The 23,189-nt window shown below is 67.1% G+C and carries 23 protein-coding genes; 9 read left to right on the forward strand and 14 right to left on the reverse strand.

From position 1 onward, the window contains the following. Window positions 1-77: 77 nt before the first annotated feature. Both KB201_RS25225 and KB201_RS00610 read right to left on the reverse strand, forming a co-directional pair. Complete coding sequence (locus tag KB201_RS25225; RefSeq protein ID WP_374193854.1) at window positions 78-461, reverse strand: hypothetical protein; 384 nt, start codon at window positions 459-461, stop codon at window positions 78-80. Beyond that, window positions 388-1,056, reverse strand: a complete 669-nt coding sequence (locus tag KB201_RS00610) for a DUF433 domain-containing protein (protein ID WP_307847998.1) — start codon at window positions 1,054-1,056, stop codon at window positions 388-390. Before KB201_RS00610 ends, KB201_RS25225 begins: the two co-directional genes overlap by 74 nt. Window positions 1,057-1,273: 217 nt before the next feature. Here KB201_RS00610 and KB201_RS00615 point away from each other — a divergent pair, with 217 nt between their 5' ends. Continuing rightward, window positions 1,274-2,983 carry an HNH endonuclease signature motif containing protein gene (locus KB201_RS00615; protein WP_211538143.1) on the forward strand — a complete coding sequence of 570 codons (1,710 nt, stop codon included), beginning with the start codon at window positions 1,274-1,276 and terminating at the stop codon, window positions 2,981-2,983. Window positions 2,984-3,013: 30 nt separating this feature from the next. Here the strand turns inward: KB201_RS00615 and KB201_RS00620 are convergent, their stop codons facing one another. After that, the gene (locus KB201_RS00620; protein WP_058250612.1) at window positions 3,014-3,862 is read right to left on the reverse strand and encodes a sigma-70 family RNA polymerase sigma factor; all 849 of its coding nucleotides are present in this window, start codon (window positions 3,860-3,862) and stop codon (window positions 3,014-3,016) included. 155 nt (window positions 3,863-4,017) lie between these two features. Here KB201_RS00620 and KB201_RS00625 point away from each other — a divergent pair, with 155 nt between their 5' ends. Then, the gene (locus KB201_RS00625) at window positions 4,018-4,380 is read left to right on the forward strand and encodes a DoxX family protein (protein ID WP_058250613.1); all 363 of its coding nucleotides are present in this window, start codon (window positions 4,018-4,020) and stop codon (window positions 4,378-4,380) included. Between the two features lie 22 nt (window positions 4,381-4,402). Here KB201_RS00625 and KB201_RS00630 read toward each other — a convergent pair whose 3' ends face one another. From KB201_RS00630 to KB201_RS00640, 3 genes are read right to left on the reverse strand one after another with little or no spacing between them, the layout of a single operon-like run. Then, window positions 4,403-4,960, reverse strand: coding sequence for a nuclear transport factor 2 family protein (locus KB201_RS00630; protein ID WP_058250614.1), 558 nt, complete (start codon window positions 4,958-4,960; stop codon window positions 4,403-4,405). Continuing rightward, on the reverse strand, window positions 4,957-6,129 hold the full coding sequence (locus tag KB201_RS00635) for a flavin reductase family protein (RefSeq protein WP_058250865.1): 1,173 nt from the start codon (window positions 6,127-6,129) through the stop codon (window positions 4,957-4,959). The genes KB201_RS00630 and KB201_RS00635 overlap by 4 nt, the downstream gene beginning before the upstream one ends. A gap of 39 nt (window positions 6,130-6,168) precedes the next feature. Next, window positions 6,169-7,623, reverse strand: a complete 1,455-nt coding sequence (locus KB201_RS00640) for an MFS transporter (RefSeq protein WP_058250615.1) — start codon at window positions 7,621-7,623, stop codon at window positions 6,169-6,171. Between the two features lie 157 nt (window positions 7,624-7,780). Here KB201_RS00640 and KB201_RS00645 point away from each other — a divergent pair, with 157 nt between their 5' ends. Genes KB201_RS00645 through KB201_RS00655 form a run of 3 tightly spaced genes read left to right on the forward strand, consistent with a single transcriptional unit; the run spans window position 7,781 to window position 10,012 of the window. Then, the gene (locus KB201_RS00645) at window positions 7,781-9,076 is read left to right on the forward strand and encodes an amidase (protein ID WP_058250616.1); all 1,296 of its coding nucleotides are present in this window, start codon (window positions 7,781-7,783) and stop codon (window positions 9,074-9,076) included. A gap of 25 nt (window positions 9,077-9,101) precedes the next feature. Further along, window positions 9,102-9,380 (forward strand): hypothetical protein, encoded by a 279-nt coding sequence (locus tag KB201_RS00650; protein WP_058250617.1) that lies wholly within the window; start codon window positions 9,102-9,104, stop codon window positions 9,378-9,380. After that, window positions 9,377-10,012, forward strand: a complete 636-nt coding sequence (locus KB201_RS00655) for a response regulator transcription factor (RefSeq protein WP_374193855.1) — start codon at window positions 9,377-9,379, stop codon at window positions 10,010-10,012. The genes KB201_RS00650 and KB201_RS00655 overlap by 4 nt, the downstream gene beginning before the upstream one ends. A 6-nt stretch (window positions 10,013-10,018) precedes the next feature. Here KB201_RS00655 and KB201_RS00660 read toward each other — a convergent pair whose 3' ends face one another. The 6 genes from KB201_RS00660 to KB201_RS00685 all read right to left on the reverse strand — a co-directional run bounded on the left by KB201_RS00660 (window position 10,019) and on the right by KB201_RS00685 (window position 15,207). Beyond that, entirely contained in the window at window positions 10,019-10,969 is a 951-nt protein-coding gene (locus KB201_RS00660; protein ID WP_211538144.1) for a PDR/VanB family oxidoreductase, read from the reverse strand. Window positions 10,970-11,010: 41 nt separating this feature from the next. Next, a complete protein-coding gene (locus KB201_RS00665; protein ID WP_058250619.1) occupies window positions 11,011-11,763 on the reverse strand; it encodes an SDR family NAD(P)-dependent oxidoreductase in 753 nt (250 codons plus the stop codon). 14 nt (window positions 11,764-11,777) lie between these two features. Further along, a complete protein-coding gene (locus KB201_RS00670; RefSeq protein ID WP_055475081.1) occupies window positions 11,778-12,275 on the reverse strand; it encodes an aromatic-ring-hydroxylating dioxygenase subunit beta in 498 nt (165 codons plus the stop codon). Beyond that, on the reverse strand, window positions 12,268-13,545 hold the full coding sequence (locus tag KB201_RS00675) for a Rieske 2Fe-2S domain-containing protein (RefSeq protein ID WP_055475082.1): 1,278 nt from the start codon (window positions 13,543-13,545) through the stop codon (window positions 12,268-12,270). Before KB201_RS00675 ends, KB201_RS00670 begins: the two co-directional genes overlap by 8 nt. 76 nt (window positions 13,546-13,621) lie before the next feature. Then, window positions 13,622-13,984 (reverse strand): hypothetical protein, encoded by a 363-nt coding sequence (locus tag KB201_RS00680; RefSeq protein WP_058250620.1) that lies wholly within the window; start codon window positions 13,982-13,984, stop codon window positions 13,622-13,624. A gap of 50 nt (window positions 13,985-14,034) precedes the next feature. Continuing rightward, entirely contained in the window at window positions 14,035-15,207 is a 1,173-nt protein-coding gene (locus tag KB201_RS00685) for an acyl-CoA dehydrogenase family protein (protein ID WP_065632763.1), read from the reverse strand. A 178-nt stretch (window positions 15,208-15,385) separates the two neighbouring features. On the opposite strand from KB201_RS00685, the gene KB201_RS00690 reads away from it, so the two are divergent. Further along, window positions 15,386-16,915: a PAS domain S-box protein gene (locus KB201_RS00690; RefSeq protein WP_091344278.1), complete on the forward strand. Its 1,530-nt coding sequence runs from the start codon at window positions 15,386-15,388 to the stop codon at window positions 16,913-16,915. Window positions 16,916-16,964: 49 nt separating this feature from the next. Here the strand turns inward: KB201_RS00690 and KB201_RS00695 are convergent, their stop codons facing one another. Both KB201_RS00695 and KB201_RS00700 read right to left on the reverse strand, forming a co-directional pair. Then, window positions 16,965-18,092, reverse strand: coding sequence for a nitronate monooxygenase (locus KB201_RS00695; protein WP_055475085.1), 1,128 nt, complete (start codon window positions 18,090-18,092; stop codon window positions 16,965-16,967). 105 nt (window positions 18,093-18,197) lie between these two features. Beyond that, a complete protein-coding gene (locus KB201_RS00700; protein WP_055475086.1) occupies window positions 18,198-19,508 on the reverse strand; it encodes an NAD(P)/FAD-dependent oxidoreductase in 1,311 nt (436 codons plus the stop codon). 75 nt (window positions 19,509-19,583) lie between these two features. Here KB201_RS00700 and KB201_RS00705 point away from each other — a divergent pair, with 75 nt between their 5' ends. The 3 genes from KB201_RS00705 to KB201_RS00715 are packed head-to-tail and all read left to right on the forward strand — an operon-like array spanning window position 19,584 to window position 23,184. Then, the gene (locus KB201_RS00705) at window positions 19,584-20,105 is read left to right on the forward strand and encodes a 2Fe-2S iron-sulfur cluster-binding protein (protein WP_055475121.1); all 522 of its coding nucleotides are present in this window, start codon (window positions 19,584-19,586) and stop codon (window positions 20,103-20,105) included. Continuing rightward, window positions 20,102-21,085, forward strand: coding sequence for a xanthine dehydrogenase family protein subunit M (locus tag KB201_RS00710; RefSeq protein ID WP_078112044.1), 984 nt, complete (start codon window positions 20,102-20,104; stop codon window positions 21,083-21,085). Before KB201_RS00705 ends, KB201_RS00710 begins: the two co-directional genes overlap by 4 nt. Next, window positions 21,082-23,184, forward strand: a complete 2,103-nt coding sequence (locus tag KB201_RS00715) for a xanthine dehydrogenase family protein molybdopterin-binding subunit (protein ID WP_211538145.1) — start codon at window positions 21,082-21,084, stop codon at window positions 23,182-23,184. The genes KB201_RS00710 and KB201_RS00715 overlap by 4 nt, the downstream gene beginning before the upstream one ends. Window positions 23,185-23,189: the final 5 nt, after the last annotated feature.

Consider the following 23,189-nt stretch of genomic DNA (forward strand, 5'->3'; position numbering starts at 1 on the left):
TACATCAACTGCTCGAGACGCGGGCGTGGGTCACCGAAGACGCGCCACACGGACGGGGTGCCGCTCATGCAGTGCGTTCAGATGTCGCGCAGGTTCGCGTGGAGGGTATCAACCAGCTGCTGCCTGGTTGCCTGACCGTGAAACAGGAACAGGTGGATGCGAGCGCGCTTGTAGGCCTGCAATTCCGAGGGCGTGACGAGAATTGTGGTGTCCCGACCTATTGCCGCCCACCCGTTCCGGCCGACATCACGGAGCCAGCGTTCATCTGGCGTCCCCTCGGCTGCCGCGCGAGTTCCGTACACCGCAGCCGGAGTATGGACGATATAGCCGAGCTCTTCGATCGATCGCCGCAAGGTCCTGCCGGCGATATTCTCGTCCAGATAGAACTCAGGCGGTGCGGCCCAGGAGGACGCGGGCGGCGGTTCGAACCTGGGATCTCGAGATGTCGAACTCCTCGGCAACGACCTCGCCGTCCTCTCCGGCTTTCAGCATTGCAGCGACGTCCGCAAGGCGAGGTCCTGATGCTCCGAACCGAGGCTGCCCGAACGCAACATCTGGGTCGACGATGACCTTCTCCGGCTCCCATTCGCGTAGTTGTAGGCGGTTCGGATGCTCACCGTCCCAACTGACATATGAGATGTAGTCCTGGACGATCTCGCGGATGACATTCTGCCCGGATCGCGCTTCGATGAGCCCGGCACCGGCTCGGGTCTTGGCGAAGTCCCACAGGACATCAACACCGCCTGTGGCCAGATTCGGCGCTGTCAGCACGTAGTCACGACCGAAGTCCCGTTGCAGCTGCTCGAGCGCGGGACGGATCTTGCGAACGTGAACGCCTGCGCTGCGAAGGGCGTCGAGTACGTATGCCTCGGTCAGGGCGATGAAGGACACGTTTGCTTGTCGCTGTGGCGCGTCCACCACATGTAGAAGCGGTTCCCCACGGTCGTAGCCTTTCGCCCACCGGTGAAACGTCTGCTGACTGATGGCTAGATAGCGAGCCGCATCGCTCATGGTGAGAATGCCTGCATCAAAGCGAGGATCGCCGATGGTGGTCACGCTGCGTTCTACCTCCCGCCTGACCCTGGACTACAAGTTGTCGGTTGTAGCCACACCATGATGGCACCGTGAGCAGCTCTGAGGAGTCTGCACACCAACTGCGGTAGGCAGTGAGCACCCTCCGACCTGTCGGTGCGTCGTGATTTCATTCGACAAGAGTCTGAGGAAGTTGATAATCAACACTTGACTCGAACGCATGTTCGAGTATAGTGGTGGCATGTCATCGGGGGCGGGGGCCGGATCCACCACATCGGTGGACCCATCACAGGAGTCGGTCGAGCCACGCTTTCGTCCCGACCATGAACTCTCCGCTTCTGAACTCATCGAGGTCTTGAATCACTGCGCCGGCCTGGCGGCGGCGTCCGCGCATCGAATGATGGTCGTTGCCAGCCTCATTCACGATGAACGCGAGATGGACTACGCCCAGCGGCGCGCCGAGACGCACAGCGGCGAACTCGACTCCATCGAAGCCTTCGAGCACCTGTCCGCGCGAGTGGCTGCCGGCGAGAACCCCTACGAGCAGTTCGGGCCCAACGGTCTCGAGCAGGCCATCGCCGAAGTCGGTGCCACCCTCACCGTGACACCGGCTGAGGCGAAAAACCTCATCGAAGCCGGCGACGCACTGCGCTACCGACTCTCCTTCACCGGACACGCACTCGCGTGCGGTCGAATCGACAAGCGCCGCTTCCTCATCGCCCTCAAACGCACCGACCTCATCACCAACGACGAGGAGATGCAGACCGTCGACGCCCATCTCGCCGAAGCGATCTTCGCCCGCGCACCGATGTCCACGGCCCGGTTCACCGCCATGGTCGATTCCATCGTCGCCAAGTGGGCACCCGACGCGATCCGCCGACGCAAGGAGCGAGTGAAATCCGACCGCAAGGTGACCGTCACCCCCGACCGCTTCACACCCGGGCAGTCCCGGATCTCCGGCACGCTGCCCCATGCTGATGCCGCCGAGTTCGACGCCCGCCTGACGGCGATGGCCACCGCGGTCCACGCCGGCGACCCTCGAAAGTTGGCCAACCGCCGGGTCGATGCTCTGAAAGCGCTCGCGCGGGGCGAAGCTTCTATCGCGTGCGAATGCGACGACTGCCGACCTGCCGCAATGGACATTGAAGCCGACACCACCGGGGACGTCGACGCAGCGACAGTGGACACCGCCGACCACACGACTGAGGCACCCGCGCGCCACTCCGGGAACGATGACACCAACACCCCGGACAGCGACACGGTTGTCGCCGACCCTCCGGGTCCGGACGCGTCGCCGTCGTCATCGCTGGCGCCGCGCGCGACCTTTCACATCGTGGTGAACCTGTCGACCCTGTTCGGTCTCGACAACGACCCCGCTTTCCTCGACCGCCACGGCATCATCGACGCCGACACCGCCCGAACACTCCTCGCCGAAGCCCGCCGCACCTACATCCATCCCGCACCCGACGCACCCGACGGTTCACCGGCTCCCGACGCGGACAGTTCGACAACGCGATACACCCCCTCGAAGAAGCTCCAGGCGCTGGTGCGCGCCGGCGAACTGTGCTGCACCTTCCCCGGCTGCAACGCCCCGGTCTGGCAGATCGATCTCGACCACACCGAACCCTTCGATCACACCGACCCGCGTCGCGGTGGCCCGACCGATGCGCGCAACCTCAAACCGCTGTGCCGGTTCCATCACCGCATCAAGACCTTCACCAGCTGGCAGGACCACCAAGACGAGTCCCGCACCGCCTGGTTCACCACCCCCACCGGGCACATGTTCGTCGGCAACGCCTTCAGCGGACGCGACCTGTTCAACAAGCTCTTCCCCAGACGGTCACCCGATCATCCCGCCCGCGACAGACTCGACACGCAGCGCGACAACGACTTCCGACGCCACCAACGCGCCGAGAAGCGCTGGAACGACGCCAACCCGCCGCCCTTCTGAACACCGCAGAGGCCACATCGCCGGTCAGGACTACCTGGACACGGCGGGTGACGTCATGCGACGAATGTCGATCCGCACGACTCGCCCACCCTTCACGGCGATGTCGATGACGGCGAGCGGGTGACCGCCCGGTGCGATCACATGAACCATCCGACCTCCCAGCCACATCGGCGTGCTTGCCCGGATACGGTCGGCGAAGAATCGGGTCTCCTCCGCGACCGCCCGGGCGCCCCGGACCACGGTCGGTGTGTCCGGCGGTACCAGTGACCGGTCGGCGACACGGATGCAATCCTCGCCCAACAGCGCGACCATCGCATCAAGACTGCCGCCGCGCGCCGCGGCCAGAAAGGCGTCGACGACCAGGGACGCATCACCCGACGGCAGTTCAGGGTCCAGCTCGGAGTTCAACCGCGAAGACGCGATCCGTCCGCGTGCCCGGCTCGCATGCTTCTTCGCACCGTCCACACTGGTGTCGAGGATCGTTGCGACCTCACCGAACGGAACCGCAAAGAGGTCATGCAGCACATAGGCCACGCGTTGCGACGGCGTCAACCGATCGAGGACCACCATCAGCGCACGTGACACGTTCTCGCGCTGCAGGTAGAGCTCGTCGGCCGCGACAGCCTCCGCGGGGAGAGCGTCGGCGAACAGCGGATCTTCCTGTCGTCTGCCGCGGGCGCGCAACTGATCGAGACACACCCGGGTGAGTGTTGTCGTCAACCATGCGGCAGGGTTGCGGATCTCGGTGCCGTCGACACGCAGCGAGTTGAGCCACGTGCTCTGCACGGCGTCCTCGGCGTCGTGGATCGAGCCGAGCATCCGGAACGCCATGGCGGTCAGCTGCGGTCGTAGATCTTCGAACTCTGAGGTCGGTACCACCGGATGTCACCTTCTCGTGGGGTAGGACGTCGGTACGGATGAGAGCACCACACTCACATCGTCCATCCGACAACCCACCTCAGAGGAGGACACATGTCGACCGTACCGACCCGGCCACCGCGCGGCGGAACCCGACCAGCGAAGGGCCCCCGGCGATGACCACCACCCTGTTCGTCGCCACGATCATCTGCATCGTGGCCAATGGCGGTATCGCCATCGCCGACTTCGCCCGGGCCGAGTTCGTGCTGGCCAATTCGGCCGAGGTCCACGTCCCACCTCGGTTCCTGCCCCACCTCGCGACACTCAAGGCCGCCGGAGCAGCAGGGCTTGTCCTCGGGTTGACGATCGAACCCTGGATCGGCGTCGCCGCCGGAACCGGGCTCACTCTGTTCTTCGTCGGCGCGGTCATCGCCCATGTGCGGGCCCGCGTCTTCTACAACATCGCGTTCCCGGGCGCCTTCCTGCTCCTCGGCGTGGCGGCTACGGTCTACATGATCCGACTGACCACAGGCGCGTGACCCGTCACCGGCGTCGAACGCCTCAGCCCATCAACGCCGACGCCGAGGGGTAGCTCTCGGCGAATCCGTCGGGAAGCGGCGCGATGAAGACGTTCTCGGTGCGGGTACGAGTGATCCGCCACCGGCCGTCGTGCTTGCGAAAGGCGTTGTTCAGCCGACTCGACCGCAACAGGGCCGAGCCGTCGCCGAAGAGCCACGGCTGCATGTGAATCCACTGTCCCTCGGCGTCATCGCCGTCGACATGGACCTGCTCCGAAGTCAGGTAGTGCGCGTTGAGCACCAGTGCCGGGTCCCGCTTCTCATCCCAGAAGCGCTGGAAGTGTTCGCGGATCTCCGGCTTGCCCTCGGCACGCCCGAACTGTCCGTCGTAGTACTCGCCGACGCCCTCCCACACCGCGTCGTCGGTGTAGAGGTCCAGGATGCGCTCGATGCGCTCGGCGTCATCCGCGAGACCGGGTTCGGGACACGGGGTGTCACAGAGGAACATGTATCGAGCCTGGATTCGTCGGATCTCGGCTTCGGCCTCCAGAATCTCGACCCGCGCGACGAGCGCCGAGATCCTGGCATCGTCGTCGCTCATCGGCCAAGCACCTCGACCACCGCACGCGCCTCCGAGATCCAGGCCTCGACCTCAGAGCCGTTCACGCCCAGCGGCAACTGCGACAACCGGAGCGTCATCGAGTATCCGCCACGTGCGTCCCGGATCGGCAGCACGACGGAACCGACGTCATAGGTCTGATCGGGTCGCACCTCGCGGAGGCGATAGTCGACGGCCGACTTCCCGATGGACTCGCAGATCTCGCGTTCCTGCGAAGGCGTCAACCGGCCCCGCTCATAGGATTTCGTCGCCTCTCGCATCTCCTCGTACGCAGTCGATGAGGCATCGGGCAGAAAGGACACCAGGTAACCGTGCCGCCGCACGAAGTCGAGACGGTCGCGATGTACCTGTCGCACATCATCGTCGGCATGCCGGAGCTTCGCCAGCCACCGCTCCCGGGTCTCGTCGTCCTGGTCGAACACGTACGTGTCCCCGATGGGCGGCACCATCGGGATGCGGTACGCGAGGCCTTCGTCACGGTCGACGCCCGGCGCGGTGGCCGACAACACGACGGCCATCTCGTCGCGGCTGACCGCGGTGAGGACCGACACCTCGCAGCCGACGGACGTCGCCAATGCCTCCACCTGCGGGCGCGCCGCGTGTGCGGCATGGATCGTCGGCAGGATCTCGTGGTCCATCCGGGCCATCAGGGACGTCGACACGAAACTGCCGTAACCACCCTGGAAGAAGATCAGCGGCGACACCGGGTTGGTCACGGCCAGATCCCGCACCTCACAGAGCGTTATCCAGTGATCGCCTGCTTCGACGACGTTGCTGATGCGGGTGTCGATCCAGGCCACCGAATCCGCGAGAACCGGATCGCCCGACGGCGAAGGGAACCAGTCGATGCCCGCGAGCTTGTCCTCCCAACGCTGCGCGATGGTGAGGACGACGTCCTCCTGTTCACCGCCGAGGATGTTGATGCACAACGACTCGCAGGCCCGCATCTTCTCGAAGGTGCGCGAGGTCTTCATCGGCATGAAGGACACCAACGGCGGGTCCATCGACACCGAGCTGAAAGTCCCGACGACCATGGCCAGCACGGAGCCGTCGTCACCGCGTCCCGTCACCACGACCACGCCGGTGGGATAGTGCCCCATCACATTTCGGAAGATGCCTGGGTCGATGGCACTGATCACATTGTCGGACATGTCTTCTCCTGGGATCGAATCGTCGCGGTGGTCGGGCACTCAGGCGGACCGGGCCTCGACCGGCTCCTGGACGTAACGCTTCTGCAGAATGGCACCGAGTCGCTCCGGCCGGAGGAAGGCGATGCACAGTGCGCCGCCGACCAGCAGGACGATGCCGGTGATCGTGAACGCCTGGTGCACGCCGGCCGCCATGTTGTCGGCCATCTCCGCGCTGGGCTTCTCACCCTTCGGCGGCGACACATACCCCGCGTCGGTCATGAGCCAGCCGACCAGGATCGGCGAGATGACCGCGCCGAACGACGCCACGCCGCCGAGGGTGGCCATGAGGATCGGTCGCTGCCGAGCGCCGACCGCATAACCGATCGCGGTGGCGGTCATCGGGAACGCCAGGCTGCATCCACCGGCGAGGCACAGCAGCGCGACCGCCGTGATCCCCGACGACGCCTGGATGGCGATGAAGCACAACCCGGCCAGGACCGCGGCGCAGCCGAACGGGACGGCGATCGCCCGATGTGCCGAACTCCCCCGGTGCAGCATCCGGTGCCCGAGCGCACCCAGTCCGAGCAGGACGAGCGCGCCGACCACCCACGGCACGGTGGTCACCGCACCGACCTCACCGAGCGACAGCCCGACCACGGTGCCCAGGTACTGGGGCAGCCAGGTCGTCAGGAAGCCCTGCACCCAGAAGTTCGACGCCCCGCCGATCACGGCGGAGATGAACGCCAAGCTGAGCAGCGCACGCCAGATCTTGACCGGCTTCTGCTCGTCGACCGCGGAGGTCGCGACCTCCTTCGCATCGTCAACCGTCTCGTCGGTGTCGAGTGCCGGCTCGTCCGGCGACGAGGCCTTCTTGGGACGGTAGGGACCGTCCGCGCCGATCGCCCACCAGGCGATCACCCACACCAGGCCGATGATTCCCAGAACACCGAACGCCCAGCGCCAACCCCACACGGCGATGACCCAGGCCAGCAGCGGCGCCGCGAAGACAGGTCCCAGCGTGGAGCCGGCGGCGATCAGGTTCGACGGCAGCGCACGACGGGTGGGCGAGAACCAGGTGTGCGCGGAGGTGAGCGACATGGCCGTCGCGGGTCCCTCGGCGCCGCCGAGGATGATCCGCGTCACCAGCAGGATGGCGGCGCCGCCGCCGAGCAGCATCGGGAATTGCAGCACCGCCCAGGTGACGCCCATCGCGAACAGGATCCACTTCACCGAGATCTTCGACGCCAGGAACCCGGTGACGACCGAGACGATCGCGTACAGGAAGAAGAAGGCACTGCCGATGAATCCAAATTCGGTTGCGGTCAAGCCGAGTTCGGGCATCGCGTCGGCCGAGACCAGGCCGAGCACCGCCTTGTCGGCGAAGGCGATGATCTGGAACAGCACGAGCATGCCGGTGACGATCCAGGCCCGTCTCGACATGCGGCCGAAGTCGATTCGTCGATCGGGGGCGGTCGGCGACGACGGCGTCGTCACCGCGGGTTCTCTGAGGCTCATTGGGTTTCCTTGGACTGGCAGGGTGCGAAGACGCCGGGCTGTCGGGGGCTGGCAACGACGTTATGGCCACCCGTCCCTACGGGGATACGAGGGAAATCTTTACTGTCGCCGCGATGCGCGACAGGGCAGACTGGTCCCAGCACATGAAGGAGGAACGGTGAGCTCGGCCTACTGGAAACAGCCCATCAGTGAGCAGGCGACCGCGGTCCACGAGAAGGTGGTGTCGGCGGAAATTCTCGCGGAACAGGTCCGTGAGGAGATCGTCGGCACCGACACCGATCTGCGCGCGTGGGTCGAGCTGTCCCCGGGCGTCGTCGACGAGGCACGACGGCAGGATGGGATACCGGGTCGCCGGCCCCTGCGAGGCGTCTCGCTCGGGGTCAAGGACCTCATCGACGTCGAGGGTCTGCCGACCCGTGCCGGTTCACCCGTCACGTCGTCGTCGCCGGCGGCGTCGGATGCGCCCTGTGTCAGTCGTTTTCGCGATCTGGGCGCGGTGATCCAGGGCAAGACGGTCACGACCGAGTTCGGCTACTTCTCGCCCGGGCCGACGCGCAATCCGCACCACCCCGGGCACACGCCGGGCGGGTCGTCGAGCGGTTCGGCCGCCGCCGTCGGGGCTGGCGTCATCCCGGTGGCGCTGGGTACGCAGACCGCCGGCTCGTTGACCCGGCCGGCCGCCTACTGCGGCGCCGCGGGCATGGTCCTCGCGCACGGCTCGACGGATCTGTCCGGCGTCACCGGACTCTCGGAGTCGCTGGACTCGCTGGGCATCCTCACCCGCGACATCGCCGACCTGCAGTACGTGTACACCGCCTTCACCGGCCGCTCGCCGATCGTTCCCGGTCGCTCCACCGTCCGGACCGTGGTGGTGTGGGGCGGCAGCGACCTGCACCCGATCGACCCGGCAATGGCAGACCTGGTCGACCGGCTGCCGGACCTGCTCGAGCGAGCCGACGTCGAGACCCGCGCACTCGAATTCGACGATCATGTCCGCACCCTGGCCGACGACCACGTGACCGTCATGTCCCATGAGGCGGCCGAGACCCTGGACGATGTCGTCCGGGACCATGCGGCCGCGCTCAGCCCCGCGCTGCTCGACCTCGTCGACGCCGGCCGCGCGGTCCGGCCCGCGGACCACGCGGCCGCCCTCATCCGCCGCGACCGCTCGCGGGATCTGCTGGCCGAGACGCTCGGCGATCACACGGTGATCGTCGGTCCCGCCGCACCCGGCCCCGCACCGAGCGGCCTCGACGCGACCGGGTCGCCGGTCCTGAGCCGACCGTGGCAGCTGCTCGGCTGCCCGGTCGTCGTCGTCCCGGGGGCGACCACGGACTCCGGGATGCCCCTCGGACTACAGGTGATCGGCTTGCCGGGGCGGGAGTCGGCCCTGTTCGAGGTCGCCGCGGTGCTCGAGAACGAGCTCCGGTCCCATCCGGTCGTCCCGGTCTGATCCGGTTGCGAGAGAGAAGATCTGCATGACAGTCAAACCCCGTCCCGAGACGCACCACCGGATGTTCCTCACGTGTTACGAGGACACCTTCAACTACGGCTGGCACCATGTCGACCTGTTCGTGCACGACGAGTACGGCCGGGAGGTCAACTGGGTGCACTGGACCGTCGAGGCCGACGGCCCGGAGGCGGCCGACGAGTCGGTCCGGCGCGAGGAACCCTGGCTCAACCGGACGTCGGAGTGGCGCCATCAGGTGAGTGCCGTCGGGATGAACTACTGGACGGCCGACGCGGCGTGGACGTGACCGCATCGGATGTGACCGCGGCGGTGTACGTCGTCGACGACGACCCGGAACTCTGCGAATCGGTCGACTGGCTGCTCGGCAGCATCGGGATCTCGCCGCGGATCTGCCACAGTGCCGACGACTTCCTCGCGCAGTACTCCGGGGACACCCCCGCGTGCATCGTGCTCGACGTCCGCATGCCGACGATGAGCGGCCCGCGGCTGCAGGAGAAGCTCAACGAGTTAGCACCGCACGTCGCCATCATCTTCGTCTCCGCGCACGGCGACATCCGGATGTCGGTGTCCACCCTGCAGGCCGGCGCGATGGATTTCCTGGAGAAGCCCTACGACCCGCAGCGGCTGCTCGACGCCGTCCAGGCGGGGATGGAGAAGGCGGTCGAACGCTTCCGCACCCACGCGCAGAAGCGGTGGGTGGAATCGAAGGTCGCGCTGTTGACCCCGCAGGAACGCGAGATCCTCGCGCTGGTCGTCGAAGGTCTACCCAGCCAGAACATCGCCCGCCGCCTCGACATGAGCGTCAAGACGGTGGACGTGCACCGTGCCCGGATCAAGAGCAAGACCGACGCCGACAGCATCAGCACGCTGGTCCGGGACATCCTGCGGTTCGACGTCGAGGTGCCGACCAACCCTTGATCGGGGTCAGTAATAGTCGAGCACGATCTTCTCGCCGGTGGTCCGCGAGACGCAGACCGCCATGACCTCTCCGGACTCTCGCTCGGCCTTGGTCAGCACGTTGTCGCGGTGCTCGGGCTCACCGGCGAGGACCTGCATGATGCAGGTACCGCAGATGCCCTCCTGACACGAGGTGTCGACGTCGCAGCCGTTCTCCTCGAGGACCTCGACGATGCTCCGGTCGGCCGGGACGTGATAGGTCTCGCCGTCGAGTTCGACGTCGAAGGGCGTGTTCTCCGACGCATCCGGCTGATCGGTGGCGTGGAAGTTCTCGAAGTGGACCGCGTCGGCCGGGATGTACTGTTCCGCCAGTTCGCGGACCTTGGTCATGAACCCGTCCGGGCCGCAGACATAGACATGCGAGCCCTGCGGCGCCGATTCCAGCGCGGCGGTCAGAATCGGTCCGTGGGCCTCACGACCGACGCCGACATGCGCGTGCAGCTTCTCCGGGCAACGCTCCCGCAGCAGCGGCAGGAACGCCGCGTCATCGACCGTCCGGGCGAAGTAGTGCAGTTCGAAGCTGATCCCGTGCACGTCCATGTAGCGCGCCATGCTGAGCATCGGGGTGATCCCGATGCCGGCCGCCACCAGGACGTGATGCGTTGCCGTGGAATCGATCCCGAGCAGGTTCCGTGGCTCGCTGATCTGCAGCCGGTCGCCGACGCGCAGTTCGTGCAGTGCGGCCGAACCACCTCGGGACTGATCCTCGCGCTTGACGGCCACGGCGAAGGACTCCCGCCCGTCGGGCCGGCTGCACAGCGAGTACTGGCGGGTGATGGCGGTCGGCCCGACGACATCGATGTGCGCTCCGGGCGTGTACTCCCCCATCGTCGAGCCGTCGGGCCTCGACAGGTAGAAGGTCTTGATGCTCGGGGTCTCCTGGACGATCGCGGAGACGACGACGTCGGTGAGGGCCATGGCGGTGCTCCTGGTGGTGGCGAATAATTCTCGAGGTGCGATCAGCGGACGAAGAGCCCGCCGTTGACGTCCCAGCACGCACCCGTGACGAAGAAGGCGTTCTCGGCGGTCAGCAGGCCGACCATGTCCCCGATGAACTCGGGGCGGCCCAGCTTCCCGACGGGGATGCCGGCGATCACGGCGTCGAGTTTCTCCGGCGGCACGGTCGCCTTCACGACGGGCAGGTCGTGCGGCCCGGGCGCGATCGCGTTGACCGTGACACCCTTGGCCGCAAGCTCTTTGGCGAAGATCTTGGTGACCGTCAGGATCGCGCCCTTGGACGTGGCATAGTGCGCGCCGGTGGCGGTGCCGCCGTTCTGACCGGCCAGCGACGCCATGTTGACGATGCGGCCGTACCCCTCGTCGGCCATCGCGGCCCCGAAGACCTGGCAGCCGAAGAAGATGCTGTTGACGTTCGTGTTCAGCACGCGGGTGAAGTCCGGCTCGTCGAGCGTCATGAGATCGGCCGCCTGGGTCAATGCCGCGTTGTTCACGACGATCGTCGGTGTGCCCCAGACGGATTGCACATGCGCCAGCGCGTCGACGAAACCCTGCCGGTGCGCCACGTCGAGGACGGCCGCCCGTGCGGCCGACCCGTCGGGCGAGAGTTCTTCGGCGATGCGCTGGGCCGGATCGAGGGCGATGTCGGTGAGCAGGACGCGATGACCGTCCCGGTGCAGCCGGCGGGCGATGTGCGAACCCATGCCGCCGGCGGCACCGGTGACGACCGCGATCCCCTTGTTCGTCGAACTCATGTCCAGGTCCGTCCTCACACCAGGTAACCGGAGGCGCTGACCGCGTCCTCGCTGTCGATGAGACGGGCCACCTTCAGACTGATCCGGTCGTTACCGTCGGAACCGAGGCTGATGGTGTGGGTGAGCTCGGCGCCGATCGTCGAGAAGGCATCGCGCTTGAACGCGTTGAGGATCTGCGCGGACCGCAGGATGACGGTGTCGTCGCTGACGTCCGACACGGTGAACCGCGAGATGACCCGGACCGTGCGGGCAGCGGCGACCGCCGACGGTGCGTAACCCTGCATCATCCGTTCGACGCGCAGGCGCCGCATCCGCTGGTCGTCGTACACCATGTTCAGCGACGAGTCGAAATCGTCGGTGTCGGGATCGATCGGGATGACGTAGTGCGCGTCATCGGTGTAGAGGGCCTCCCACGCCGGGTAGTCCTTGGCGTCGAGGAGTTCGGCTTCCTTCCACACGAGCGCGATCGCGCGCAGGACGCGCGGGTCGTTGAAACTGTGCAATTCAGTCATCGCTCATCATCTTCTTCCACATGGCGTAGGACTCACGCATCCCCGTCTCGTCGGTGACATGCGATGTGGGCCAACCCTCTTCGGTCGTGTACTCGCGGTTCTCCCCGCGGTTGACCAGGATCGGCATGTTCGGGTTGCCACCGGCGCCGATCTGGACGCGATCCCATCCCTCGGCGTCGTCGGGGCTGCCGAAGCCGAAGGGGCCCTGGAAGTGCTCGTGGATCCGCAAGCGCTCGCGGTTGATGCTCTCCGGCCCGCCGTCCATGCCGATCGCCATGTGCCACACCTCGGTCACGTCCACGCTGATCGGGATGAGGACCCGGAAGAACGACGACGACATGGCGATGTTCGGGAACATGTTGAGGTTGAACCCGCAGCCGTGCATCGAGCGCATGTAGCGACGGATGCGTTCGGGACTCTCCCCCGCCTCGGCGAGTTCGTCGACGAGATGCTGGAACCGCGGCTGCACCTCCTCGGAACCGTCGTCGATGTCGAGGTCCGCGTGCGCGGCCGCCATGATCGCGACGCTGTGACCGTTGCCGAGCGCGTGCGTCTCGGCGGCCGGATCGTCCATGAACGACATCATGTTCGCGGTCTCGGCGTCGACAGAGGCCATCCACGACTTGTGCACCATCGGGAAGTGGTAACCGTCGGTGGTGTTCTCGAGCTGGATCTTCCAGTTGCCCTTGAACCGGAACTTGTGACTGCCGAGGACCTTGGTGGGGAATCCGTTGGACTGCTTCAGGAATCGCTCCATCCAGATCTTCGCATCACCCAGGTGGTCTTCGAGCGGTTCGATCTCGGTGTTGAACGTCGCGAAGATCATGCCGAGATAGCTCTCGGTGCGCAGCTTCTGCAGGGGGAAGTCGTTCTTCTCGACGACGCCCTCGTAACCGTCCGGGTACGGGATGCCGCGCAGTCGACCGTCGAGGGTGTACGACCAGTTGTGGTACGGGCAGGTGAAGCCGTTGGCCTTGCCGCTGCGCTGGTCGCACACCGTCGCCCCGCGATGCCGGCACCGGTTGAGCAGGGTGTTGAAGTTGCCCTTGCGATCCCGTGTCACGATGACCGGTTGATCCCCGACCTGGGTGGTCTTGAACGAGCCCGCCTCGGGGACCTCGCTCTCGTGCGCGACCCACACCCAGGTGCGGTAGAAGATCTTGCGCATCTCCTCGGCGAAGATCTCGGGATCGGTGTACAGCTGACCGGCGACGCGGTCCTTCTCGGCGAGGTCCGCGAAGCCGCGGGTCGGCCGCTCGATGGTGGTCATCGATGTTCCTTCGTGTGTCGACCGCGCCGGGGCGCGGAGAGGGGCTGTCGGTGCGCGAGAGATCAGGAGGCGGTGCTCATGAGGGGACGTCGTCGCGGATGGTGAGGGCTCGTCCCATCCGCGCCTCGACCTTGAAGTACTTCCAGAGCGCATGTTCACCGACCATGATGGTGCGCAACAGGTTGCAGGCCGCCCGGACGGTCGGCTGGTCGCGCACGTCGGCGAGGACGTAGAACGTCCACGGCCAGCCGTCGGACGGGCCGACCATGTGGGCGTCGTCGTCGAAGGTCCCGATGATCTCGACACCGTCGAGGTTCTTCAGACTCGTGAGGAACTCCATCGTGGCCTCCCACACCGGACCGATGTCGGCCTTGGGCAGGTCGAAGAAGTTCTGATTGTTCCCGACACAGAACAGCGTGCGCAACGGTTCGTCGAACATGGGTGATGGTCTCCTCGCGGTCGTGACGTCTGGGCTGGATGACGGGTGGGTCAGGGAAAGCTGGGGATTCCGGCCTCGAGGCCGAGAAGCAGTGCACCGGCGGCCTCGTAGGTGTTGGTCTGCAGCATCGCGTGCTGCGCGGGCACCAACGCGTCCTGCAGGAACCGCTGCAGCGGATGGGTCTCGTAGATGGCCCCGGTGCCGGCGAGGTCGAACACCTGCAGCACGACGCTGCGCCCGACGTGCGCGGCGTGGGTGGCACTCAACCGCAACAGGGCCTGATCGTCGGTCGAGATGTGCTGTCCCGCGACGGCCTTGGCCCACACCCGGTCGGTGCTGTCGTAGAAGAACGCTCGCGCCGAACGCAATTCGGCCTCGGCGACCGCCAGGCCGCTCTTGTACGCCGGCCGGTTGCCCTTGCTGGCACCTCCGGTGATCGAGGTCCGCGCCGCGCCGACCTCGATCGCGTAGTCGAGGGCGCCCCGGGCCGCGCCTAGGGTCACCACCGCCAGCACCTGCGCGGCGTAGGCCAGCGCGGGGTACCGGGTCAGGGGTTCGTCGATCTGCGGAGCGCCGCCGCGCACGAAGGTCATCTCCTCGGGCACGAACACGCGGTCGGCGCGGATGGCATGGGAGCCGGTCGCCTTCATCCCGGCGACATCCCAGTTGTCGACGATCTCGACCTCGGCCGGATCGACCAGCGCGGTCAGCGGTTTGCCGCCGGTCTCGGGTCCGCCGGCCAGACCGATCCCGAGGAGGTCGGCGCCGCGACATCCGCTGGCGAACTGCCAGACCCCCGAGCACAGGTAGCCGCCGTCGACCCGCTGTGCCTCCTGCATGGGGAACAGCCCGCCCGCGTAGGCGACATCGGGACCGTGCGCGTAGATCTTCTGCTGGGTCTCGGCCGGCAGCGCGGCGAAGTAGACCAGCGACGATCCGAAACTGGACACCCACCCGGTGGCGGGGTCGACGGCGGAGATGCGTTCGACCAGCGACATGAAATCCGACGGTGCCATCGGCTCGCCACCGAACGCCGCCGGCGTCGAGGCCCGGTACATGCCGGCACGCTTCAGCAACGCGATGAAGTCGGCGGGAACGTAGCGCTGCGAGTTGAACTCGTCCCGACGATCCCGGAGCACGTCGAGCGCGTGGTCGAACGCGGCGTCGCGCGCCGCCCCCGCCGGTTCCGCACACACCCGTTCGGTCAGGCTCTCCGCGGTCATCACTGTCTCCGTTCGGAATCGACTCTCGATCTCGAGTCCGACACTATGGACGCGGGACCCGACGCGGTATCGGGATTTCCCGCGCCGCGGGTAAGCAATTCCTTACTTGCGTGTCCTCACCCGCATGGCATCGTGGCGGGGGCGAAGACGAGAACTCGGCGAAGGTGAGGTGATGGCGATGTTCCCCGCCCGTCGGGACTTCGAGCAGATGATCCTGCACACCGGCACCGGCATCCTCATCCACGAGGCGAGTTCGAAGAACATCCTGTGGGCCAACCCGGCCGCGTGCCGGATCTTCGGGTTCACCCTGGAGGAACTCAAGCCCCTCAAGGCACACCACATGAGCGCCCAGGAGCGTCAGTACCGCCGCGAGGTCGGCGTGGCATGGCTCCAGTCCGCGGTGGTGCACGGGTCGAGCCGCAAACAGTGGAAGTACCGCGCCAAGGACGGCACCGAGTTCCTCACCGATGCCCGCGCGACCCTGGTGCGCTGCGAGGACGGGCCGGTCGTGATGGTCGAGTTCCGCAACATCTCCGACGAGGTCGAGTTGCAGGAAGAACTGACCTGGGTGTCGGAGTCGTTGCAGCGCATCATGACCCACACGTCGGCCGGGATCGTCGTGCTCGACGACGACAACTGCATCGACGACATCTCCCCACTGGCCGCCAAGCTGTTCGGCCGCACCCCCGCGGAGCTGTCGGGCGTCCATCTGGAAGACCTCGGCCGGTGTGAGCCCCGGCTGACCAGTGACCCCGTCGTCGAACGGCTGACGGACGGAGCGGGCTCGGTCGAGATCCAACAGGAGATCATCAAGGACGACGGCAGCACCGTGTGGCTGGCCGGCGAACTCGAGATCGTCGCCCACGACGGCATCTCCTCGCGGGTCCTGACCGTGCGCGACGTGACCGACCGCGTCGAATGGGAACGCCGCAACGCCTACCAGGAGGCCAACCTCCAATATCTGAGCCGTTACCACGCGATGGGTGACATGGCGATGATCCTGGCCCACGAGCTCGGGCAGCCGCTCGCGGCGTCGACGAACTACCTGAGCGGACTCAAGGCCCGCGTCTCCGCCGAGACCGTCGACGCCCGCAGCCTCGCCTACGGCATCGACCAGATCGAGAAGCAACTCCGCCGCGCCGCCGACATCGTGGCATCGGTCCGCCGCTACGTACGACGCATCGAGAGCACCTCGACGCTCATGGATCTCAACGAGACCGTCGAGGAGAGCCTGTATTTCGTGCGACTACGCGCGGCCGAGCAGGGCGTGCGCGTGTACGCCGAGATCCCCGACCGCGACCTGCCGATCCAGGGCGAGAACGTGCTCATCGGACAGGTCATCATCAACCTGTGCGTCAATGCACTCGACGAGATCGTCCGTCCGACAACCGAGGTGAAGGAACTGACGATCCAGACCGGTGAAGCCGACGGACTGGCCTCGGTGTGGATCCGCGATCAGGGACGCGGCATGACCGGCGGCGTACCGGCGGACCGCCTCGCGTCCGGGGCGTTCTCGTCCAAGCAGGACGGTTCGGGAATCGGGCTGATCATCTCCGAGCACATCGTCGAACGCCACGGCGGGACGATCCGGTACCTGCCGAACGAACCGTCGGGAACCACCGTCCAGGTGACGCTCCCTCTCGCGACGATCGCCGAGGACGGCGCCGGCCACTCCCCGGCTCCCGCGTCGCCGTTTCCGTCCCGCTGATTGAATCCAATCAGCGGGACGGAAACGAGGCCGCGCGAATTAGCCCCGACTAGGCGTTCGCGTTCGCGAACGAGTCCAGACTGCTCGTGGCGTCGATGTACTCGGTGACCCACCGTTCGATCACCGCGGAGGTCTTCTCGACCTTGCGGAACTGCCCGACCACCTGCCCGACCGGGTTGAAGGCGACGTCGATGCTCTCGTCGGGGTACTTGTGCGTCGCGGCCACCGCCATCCCGGAGACCATGTACTGCAACGGCATCCCCAGCGGATCGGGATTCTTCGGATCCTCCCAGGCCTCGGTCCAGTCGTTGCGCAGCATGCGGCACGGCTTGCCGGTGAACGATCGGCTCCGCACGGTGTCCCGGCTGGAGGCGTCGATGTAGGTCTGCTGCTGGACCGGGGTGTTCTCGGCCTCTTCGACCATGAGCCACTGCGAGCCGGTCCAGGCTCCCTGCGCACCCAGGGCCAGCGCGGCCGCGATCTGTTCTCCGCTGCCGATGCCGCCGGCGGCCAGAACCGGCACCGGCGCAACCTCTTTGACGACCTGCGGCCACAGCACGATGGAGCCGACCTCACCGCAGTGCCCGCCACCCTCGCCACCCTGGGCGATGATGATGTCGACACCCGCATCGGCGTGCTTGCGGGCCTGCTTCGGCGACCCGCACAGCGCGGCGACCTTGCGGCCGGCGGACTGGATCTTCTCGATCATGTCGGCGGGCGGCGTCCCGAGGGCATTCGCGATCAGGGTGACCTTGGGGTGCTGGAGCGCGATCTCGACCTGCGGCGTGGCAGTGGCTTCGGTCCAACCGAGAAGCTGCAGCGAGTTGTCACTGTCCTCGTTGAGCGGCACGCCGTGGTCACGCAGGAGCTTGCGCCCGAAGTCGAGGGTCTCCGCCGGCACCATCGACTGCAACATCTTGGTGAGTTCCTCGCCCGACATGTTCGAGTCCATGCCCTCGTACTTGTTCGGGATGACGATGTCGACGCCGTAGGGACGGTCGCCGATGTGCTCGTCGATCCAGTTGAGCTCGATCTCGAGCTCTTCGGGGGTGAAGCCGACCGCGCCGAGCACTCCGAAACCGCCCGCCTTGCTCACCGCGACCACCACGTCCCGGCAGTGGGTGAACGCGAAGATCGGAAACTCGATACCGAGCTCGTCGCAGATCGGGGTGTGCATGGAGGACTCCTCGCCCGTCGGAAGAACGACCAGAATTAGAACGTGTTCTACTCTGGATACCAGGCGAGCCGGTCACGGACAAGCGAGCGGGCCGAATCTACCCGCTCACTGCCCGTAGGGCTGCCTCGCCGTCTCCGGGCTGCCGTAGGTGATGGCGCGCTCCCGCCGAGTGTCGGTGAGCAGCGTTGCGCCCCACGTCATGACGGTCCCCATCCGGTTGCGGACACCCGCCAGGAAGGCGATGTGGATGACGCCCCAGGCCACCCAGCCGAGGAACCCCGACAGCTGGAGCGGGCCGGACTGGACGATCGCGTGGCGGCGGGCGATGTAGGCCGCGGTACCCAGATCGCGGTATCTGAACGGACTTCTTTCCTGTTGCCCTGCAACGGTTTCCGCGATCACCGCCCCGGCGTGCCGGCCGCCCTGCATCGCCACCTCGGCGACCCCGGGCAGGTCTCGGTAGGAACTCATGTCGCCGCAGACGAAGATGTCGGGATGGCCCGGGACCGAGAGATCGTCCTCGACCGGTATCCGCCCGCCGTGGTCCTGTTCGACACCCAGCGACCGGGCGAGTGTGGTGGCGAAGGGGACGGCCTCGACGCCCGTCGTCCACAGCGTCGTGCGCGCCGGGTAGACGTTCTTGGTCCCGTCGGCCTTGCGGGTCGTCTCGACGTGGTCCTCTCCGACCCCGGTGACGTGCACGCCGAGGTGGGTCTCGACGCCGAGGTTGTCGAGCGTGCGCTGGGCGCTGGCCGAGAGCCGCGTCGAGAACGACGGCAGCACGCGGTCGCCGCCGTGGAGCAGCAGCACCCGCGCCTGCGCCGGATCGATCGCGTCGAACTCGCGCTCGAGCGCCAGGGTCGCGACCTCCCGGATCTGTCCGGCGAGCTCGACGCCGGTCGGGCCGCCGCCCGCCACCGCGAAGGTGAGCCACGACCGCTGCTCCTCCGGGTCGGTGATCGTCTCGGCCATCTCGAACGCGGCCATGATCTTGCGGCGGATCGACAGCGCGTCATCGAGCGTCTTCATCCCGGGCGCGAACTCCGCGAACGTCTCGTTGCCGCGGTAGGCGGTGCGCATGCCGGCGCCGACCACGAGGTAGTCGTAGCCGAGACGGAACGACGACCCGTCGATGCGGTCGACCGTCAGCTCGTGACCCTCGACGTCGATGGCCGACGCCTCGCCGAGGACGACGTCGAGGTTCTTGTGCCGACGGGTCAGATGCCGAACCGGGCTGGAGATCGCGCCCTCGGACAACAGACCGGTGGCGCACTGGTACAGCAGCGGCTGGAACAGATGGCTGGTCCCGCGGTCGACGATGGTGACGTCGACCGGCTCGTTCTTGAGCCTGCGGGCGCAGTGCATACCCGCGAATCCGGCACCGATCACAACAACTCTGGGTCTCGAGGGGGCCATTCGACCGATTGTTCCAGACATTTCGCGGTTCTCGGCGGGTGTTTACCGCCTCTACGGACGGGTATGCCTCGCGACGTGGAAGCCAAAGTCTCCTTGACCGTGAACGGTGCCGAACACGACGTCGTCGTGGACACGCGAACAACACTGCTCGACGGTCTGCGTGACCGGCTGGGCATCTTCTCGCCCAAGAAGGGATGCGATCACGGCCAGTGCGGTTCGTGCACCGTGCTGGTCGACGGCAGGCGCATCGTCAGTTGCCTGTCCTTCGCCGTCTCCTACGAAGGCAGCGACATCGTCACCGCCGAGGGCCTGGGCGACGGTGACGAGCTACACGACATGCAGCAGGCGTTCATCGACGAGGACGCCTTCCAGTGCGGCTACTGCACCCCCGGCCAGTTGTGCTCGGCCATCGGGATGCTCGACGAGGCGAAACAGGGGTATCCCAGCCACGTCACCGAGGACCTCGACCCGTCGTCGAGCGGCGACGCGAGTCCGCTGGCCGACGACGAGATCCGGGAACGGATGAGCGGCAACCTCTGCCGATGCGCGGCGTACCCGAACATCCTCGCGGCGATCCGACAGGCGGCCGATCGATGATCCCGTTCACCTACGAGCGCGCGACCGACGTCCCCACCGCCGTGGACTTCCTGCGGGATCACGACGGCGCGAAGCTGATCGCCGGCGGCACCAACCTGGTCGACCACATGAAGCTGGGCGTCGCCGACCCGCCGGCGCTGCTCGACATCTCACGCCTGCCGCTCGACGACATCACCGAACGCCCCGACGGCTCGCTCCGGCTCGGCGCCACCGCCCGCAACGCCGACACCGCCGCCCATCCCCTCGTCCGGCGCCGCTACCCCGTCCTGGCCCGCGCCCTGCTCTCGGGCGCCTCGGCGCAGTTGCGCAACCTCGCGACCAATGCGGGAAACCTGTTGCAGCGCACCAGATGCGTCTACTTCCAGGACGTCACGACCCCGTGCAACAAGCGGACGCCGGGCTCGGGCTGCTCGGCCGTCGGCGGATACACGCGGTATCACGCCATCCTGGGTGCATCCGAGACCTGCGTCGCGACCCACCCCTCCGACATGGCGGTGGCCCTCACCGCCCTCGACGCGCGCATCGTCGTGCAAGGCCCCGACGGCGAGCGCGTGGTGGACATCGGTGACTTCTACCGGCTCCCGGGTGAGCATCCCGAGCGCGACACGGTGCTCGAGCCGCACGATGTCATCGTGGCCATCGACGTGCCACCGCCCCTGCCGGACTCGTCGTCGACCTACCGCAAGGTGCGCGACCGTGCGTCGTACGCCTTCGCGCTCGTGTCCGTCGGGGCCGAGGTGAGCATGGACGGTGACGCCATCGGCGAAACGCGGATCGCGTTCGGCGGTGTCGCGCACAAGCCCTGGCGGGCCGCGCGGGCCGAAGAGGTGCTGCGTGGTCAGCGACCGTCGACCGAATTGTTCGCCGCGGCAGCCGATGCCGAACTCGGCGAGGCCCGTGCACTCGAGGGCAACGAGTTCAAGGTGCCCCTCGCCCGCCGCACCCTGATCGCCACCCTGCGGGAGCTGAGCACTCGATGACCGCGATCGGTACCTCCCACGCCCGCATCGACGGCGCCGACAAGGTGCGCGGCACCGCGCCGTATGCCTACGAGCACCTCACCGAGGCCGCGTACCTGTGGCCGATCACCGCGACCATCGCGCGCGGACGCATCACCGGATTCGACACGGCCGCAGCCGAATCGACGCCCGGTGTGCTGTACGTACTCACACCCGAGAATGCACCGGAACTGGCCGACACCTCCAGCGGCGACCTCACGATCCTGCAGTCGCCCGAAATCGCCTACCGCGGGCAGCTGATCGGCGCCGTCGTCGCGGAGAGTCCCGAGACGGCACGCGAAGCCGCCTCGGCGGTGACCGTCACCTACGACGAGGACGCCCACGACACCGAGTTCCGCGTCGATCACCCCGACAGCTACCGGCCCGAACAGGTCAACGGCGGGTTCGAGCCCACCTCACAGGACGGCGACCCCGATCGAATCCTGGACGAAGCGGCCAGTACCACCGGCGGGGACACGGTCACGGTCGACCAGTGGTACTCCACCCCGGAGGAGCACAACAACCCGATGGAGCCGCACACCGTGGTGGCCACCTGGGATGCGGATGCCGCTGTCCTCACGCTCTACGACTCGACCCAGTCGACCCAGGGCGTGGTGTCCTCGCTGGCGCCGGTGCTGGGTCTCGAACCCGAGCAGATGAGGGTGATGGCGCCGCACGTCGGCGGTGGATTCGGGTCGAAGGGCTCGCCGCACTCGCACGACGTGCTCGCGGCCATGGCGGCCATGCGCCTGCCCGGTCGTCCGGTGAAGTTCGCGGTGACCCGGCAGCACATGTTCGTCTACGTCGGACACCGCGCGCCCACCCGATCCCGTCTGCGGCTGGCCGCCGATCGGGACGGCCACATCACCGCGATGGTGCACGAGGCATTCACCCACAGCGCACACGCCGGGGAGTTCGCCGAGCAGGCCGCGGTCACCTCACGATCGATGTACTCGGCCGACCATCGGCGGACCGATCACCACGTCGTCCCCCTCGATGTCCCGGTCCCGTTCTGGATGCGTGCGCCCGGCGAGGCTCCGGGGATGTTCGCCGGCGAGGTCGCCATGGACGAACTTGCACATGCCCTCGACCTCGATCCGATCGAGTTGCGAGTGCGCAACGAACCGCCCGAGGACCCCGAGACGGGCAACCCGTGGTCGTCGCGGCGGCTGCTCGACTGTTTCCGCGAGGGAGCCCGACGATTCGGCTGGGAGCGGCGTGTGGCCGAGCCGGCGGCCCGCCGGAACGGTCGGCAGCTGGTCGGCCTGGGGGTCGCGTCGTCGACCTATCCCCACATGGTGCAGCCGGGCAACGCGGCGTCAATCACCCATCGCGACGGCCGGTACACGGTCCGGATCGCCGCCACCGACATCGGCACCGGTGCGTGGACGACCCTGAAGATCATCGCCGCCGACGCGCTCGACGTACCCACCGACGTCGTCGACATCGAGATCGGCGACAGCGCGCTGCCCAGCGCGACCGTCGCCGGCGGTTCGTCGGGCACCTCGTCCTGGGGATCGGCCATCGTCACCGCCGCGCATCAGTTCCGTGCACGTTTCGGCGACGATCCGCCTCCGGACGCCGAACTCAGCGCGGAGGCGGCGGACAACCCCGATCTCGAGAAGTTCACCGTGGCCTCGTTCGGCGCGCACTTCGTCGAGGTCGGCGTCGACATCGACACCGGGGAGATCCGCATCCCGCGCATGCTCGGGGTGTTCTCCATCGGCCGCGCCATCAACCCGCGCACCGTCCGTTCGCAACTCATCGGCGGCATGACCTTCGGTATCTCGATGGCGTTGCATGAGGAGAGCGTCCGCGATCACCGGTTCGGACACGTGGTCACGCAGGATCTCGCCGAGTACCACATCCCCGTGCACGCCGACATCGCCGACGTCGACGCGATCTGCCTCGACGACCGCGACGAGCACGCCACCCCGATGGGTTCGCGCGGTGCGGGCGAGATCGGGATCGTCGGCAGTGCCGCCGCGGTGGTCAACGCGATCTACAACGCCACCGGGGTACGGGTCCGGAACCTGCCGGCGCACCTCGACGATCTGCTCGGCGGACTGCCCGACCAGTAGTCGCT

It is taken from the genome of Gordonia sp. SCSIO 19800 (assembly GCF_018132775.1).
Taxonomy (GTDB): domain Bacteria; phylum Actinomycetota; class Actinomycetes; order Mycobacteriales; family Mycobacteriaceae; genus Gordonia; species Gordonia hongkongensis.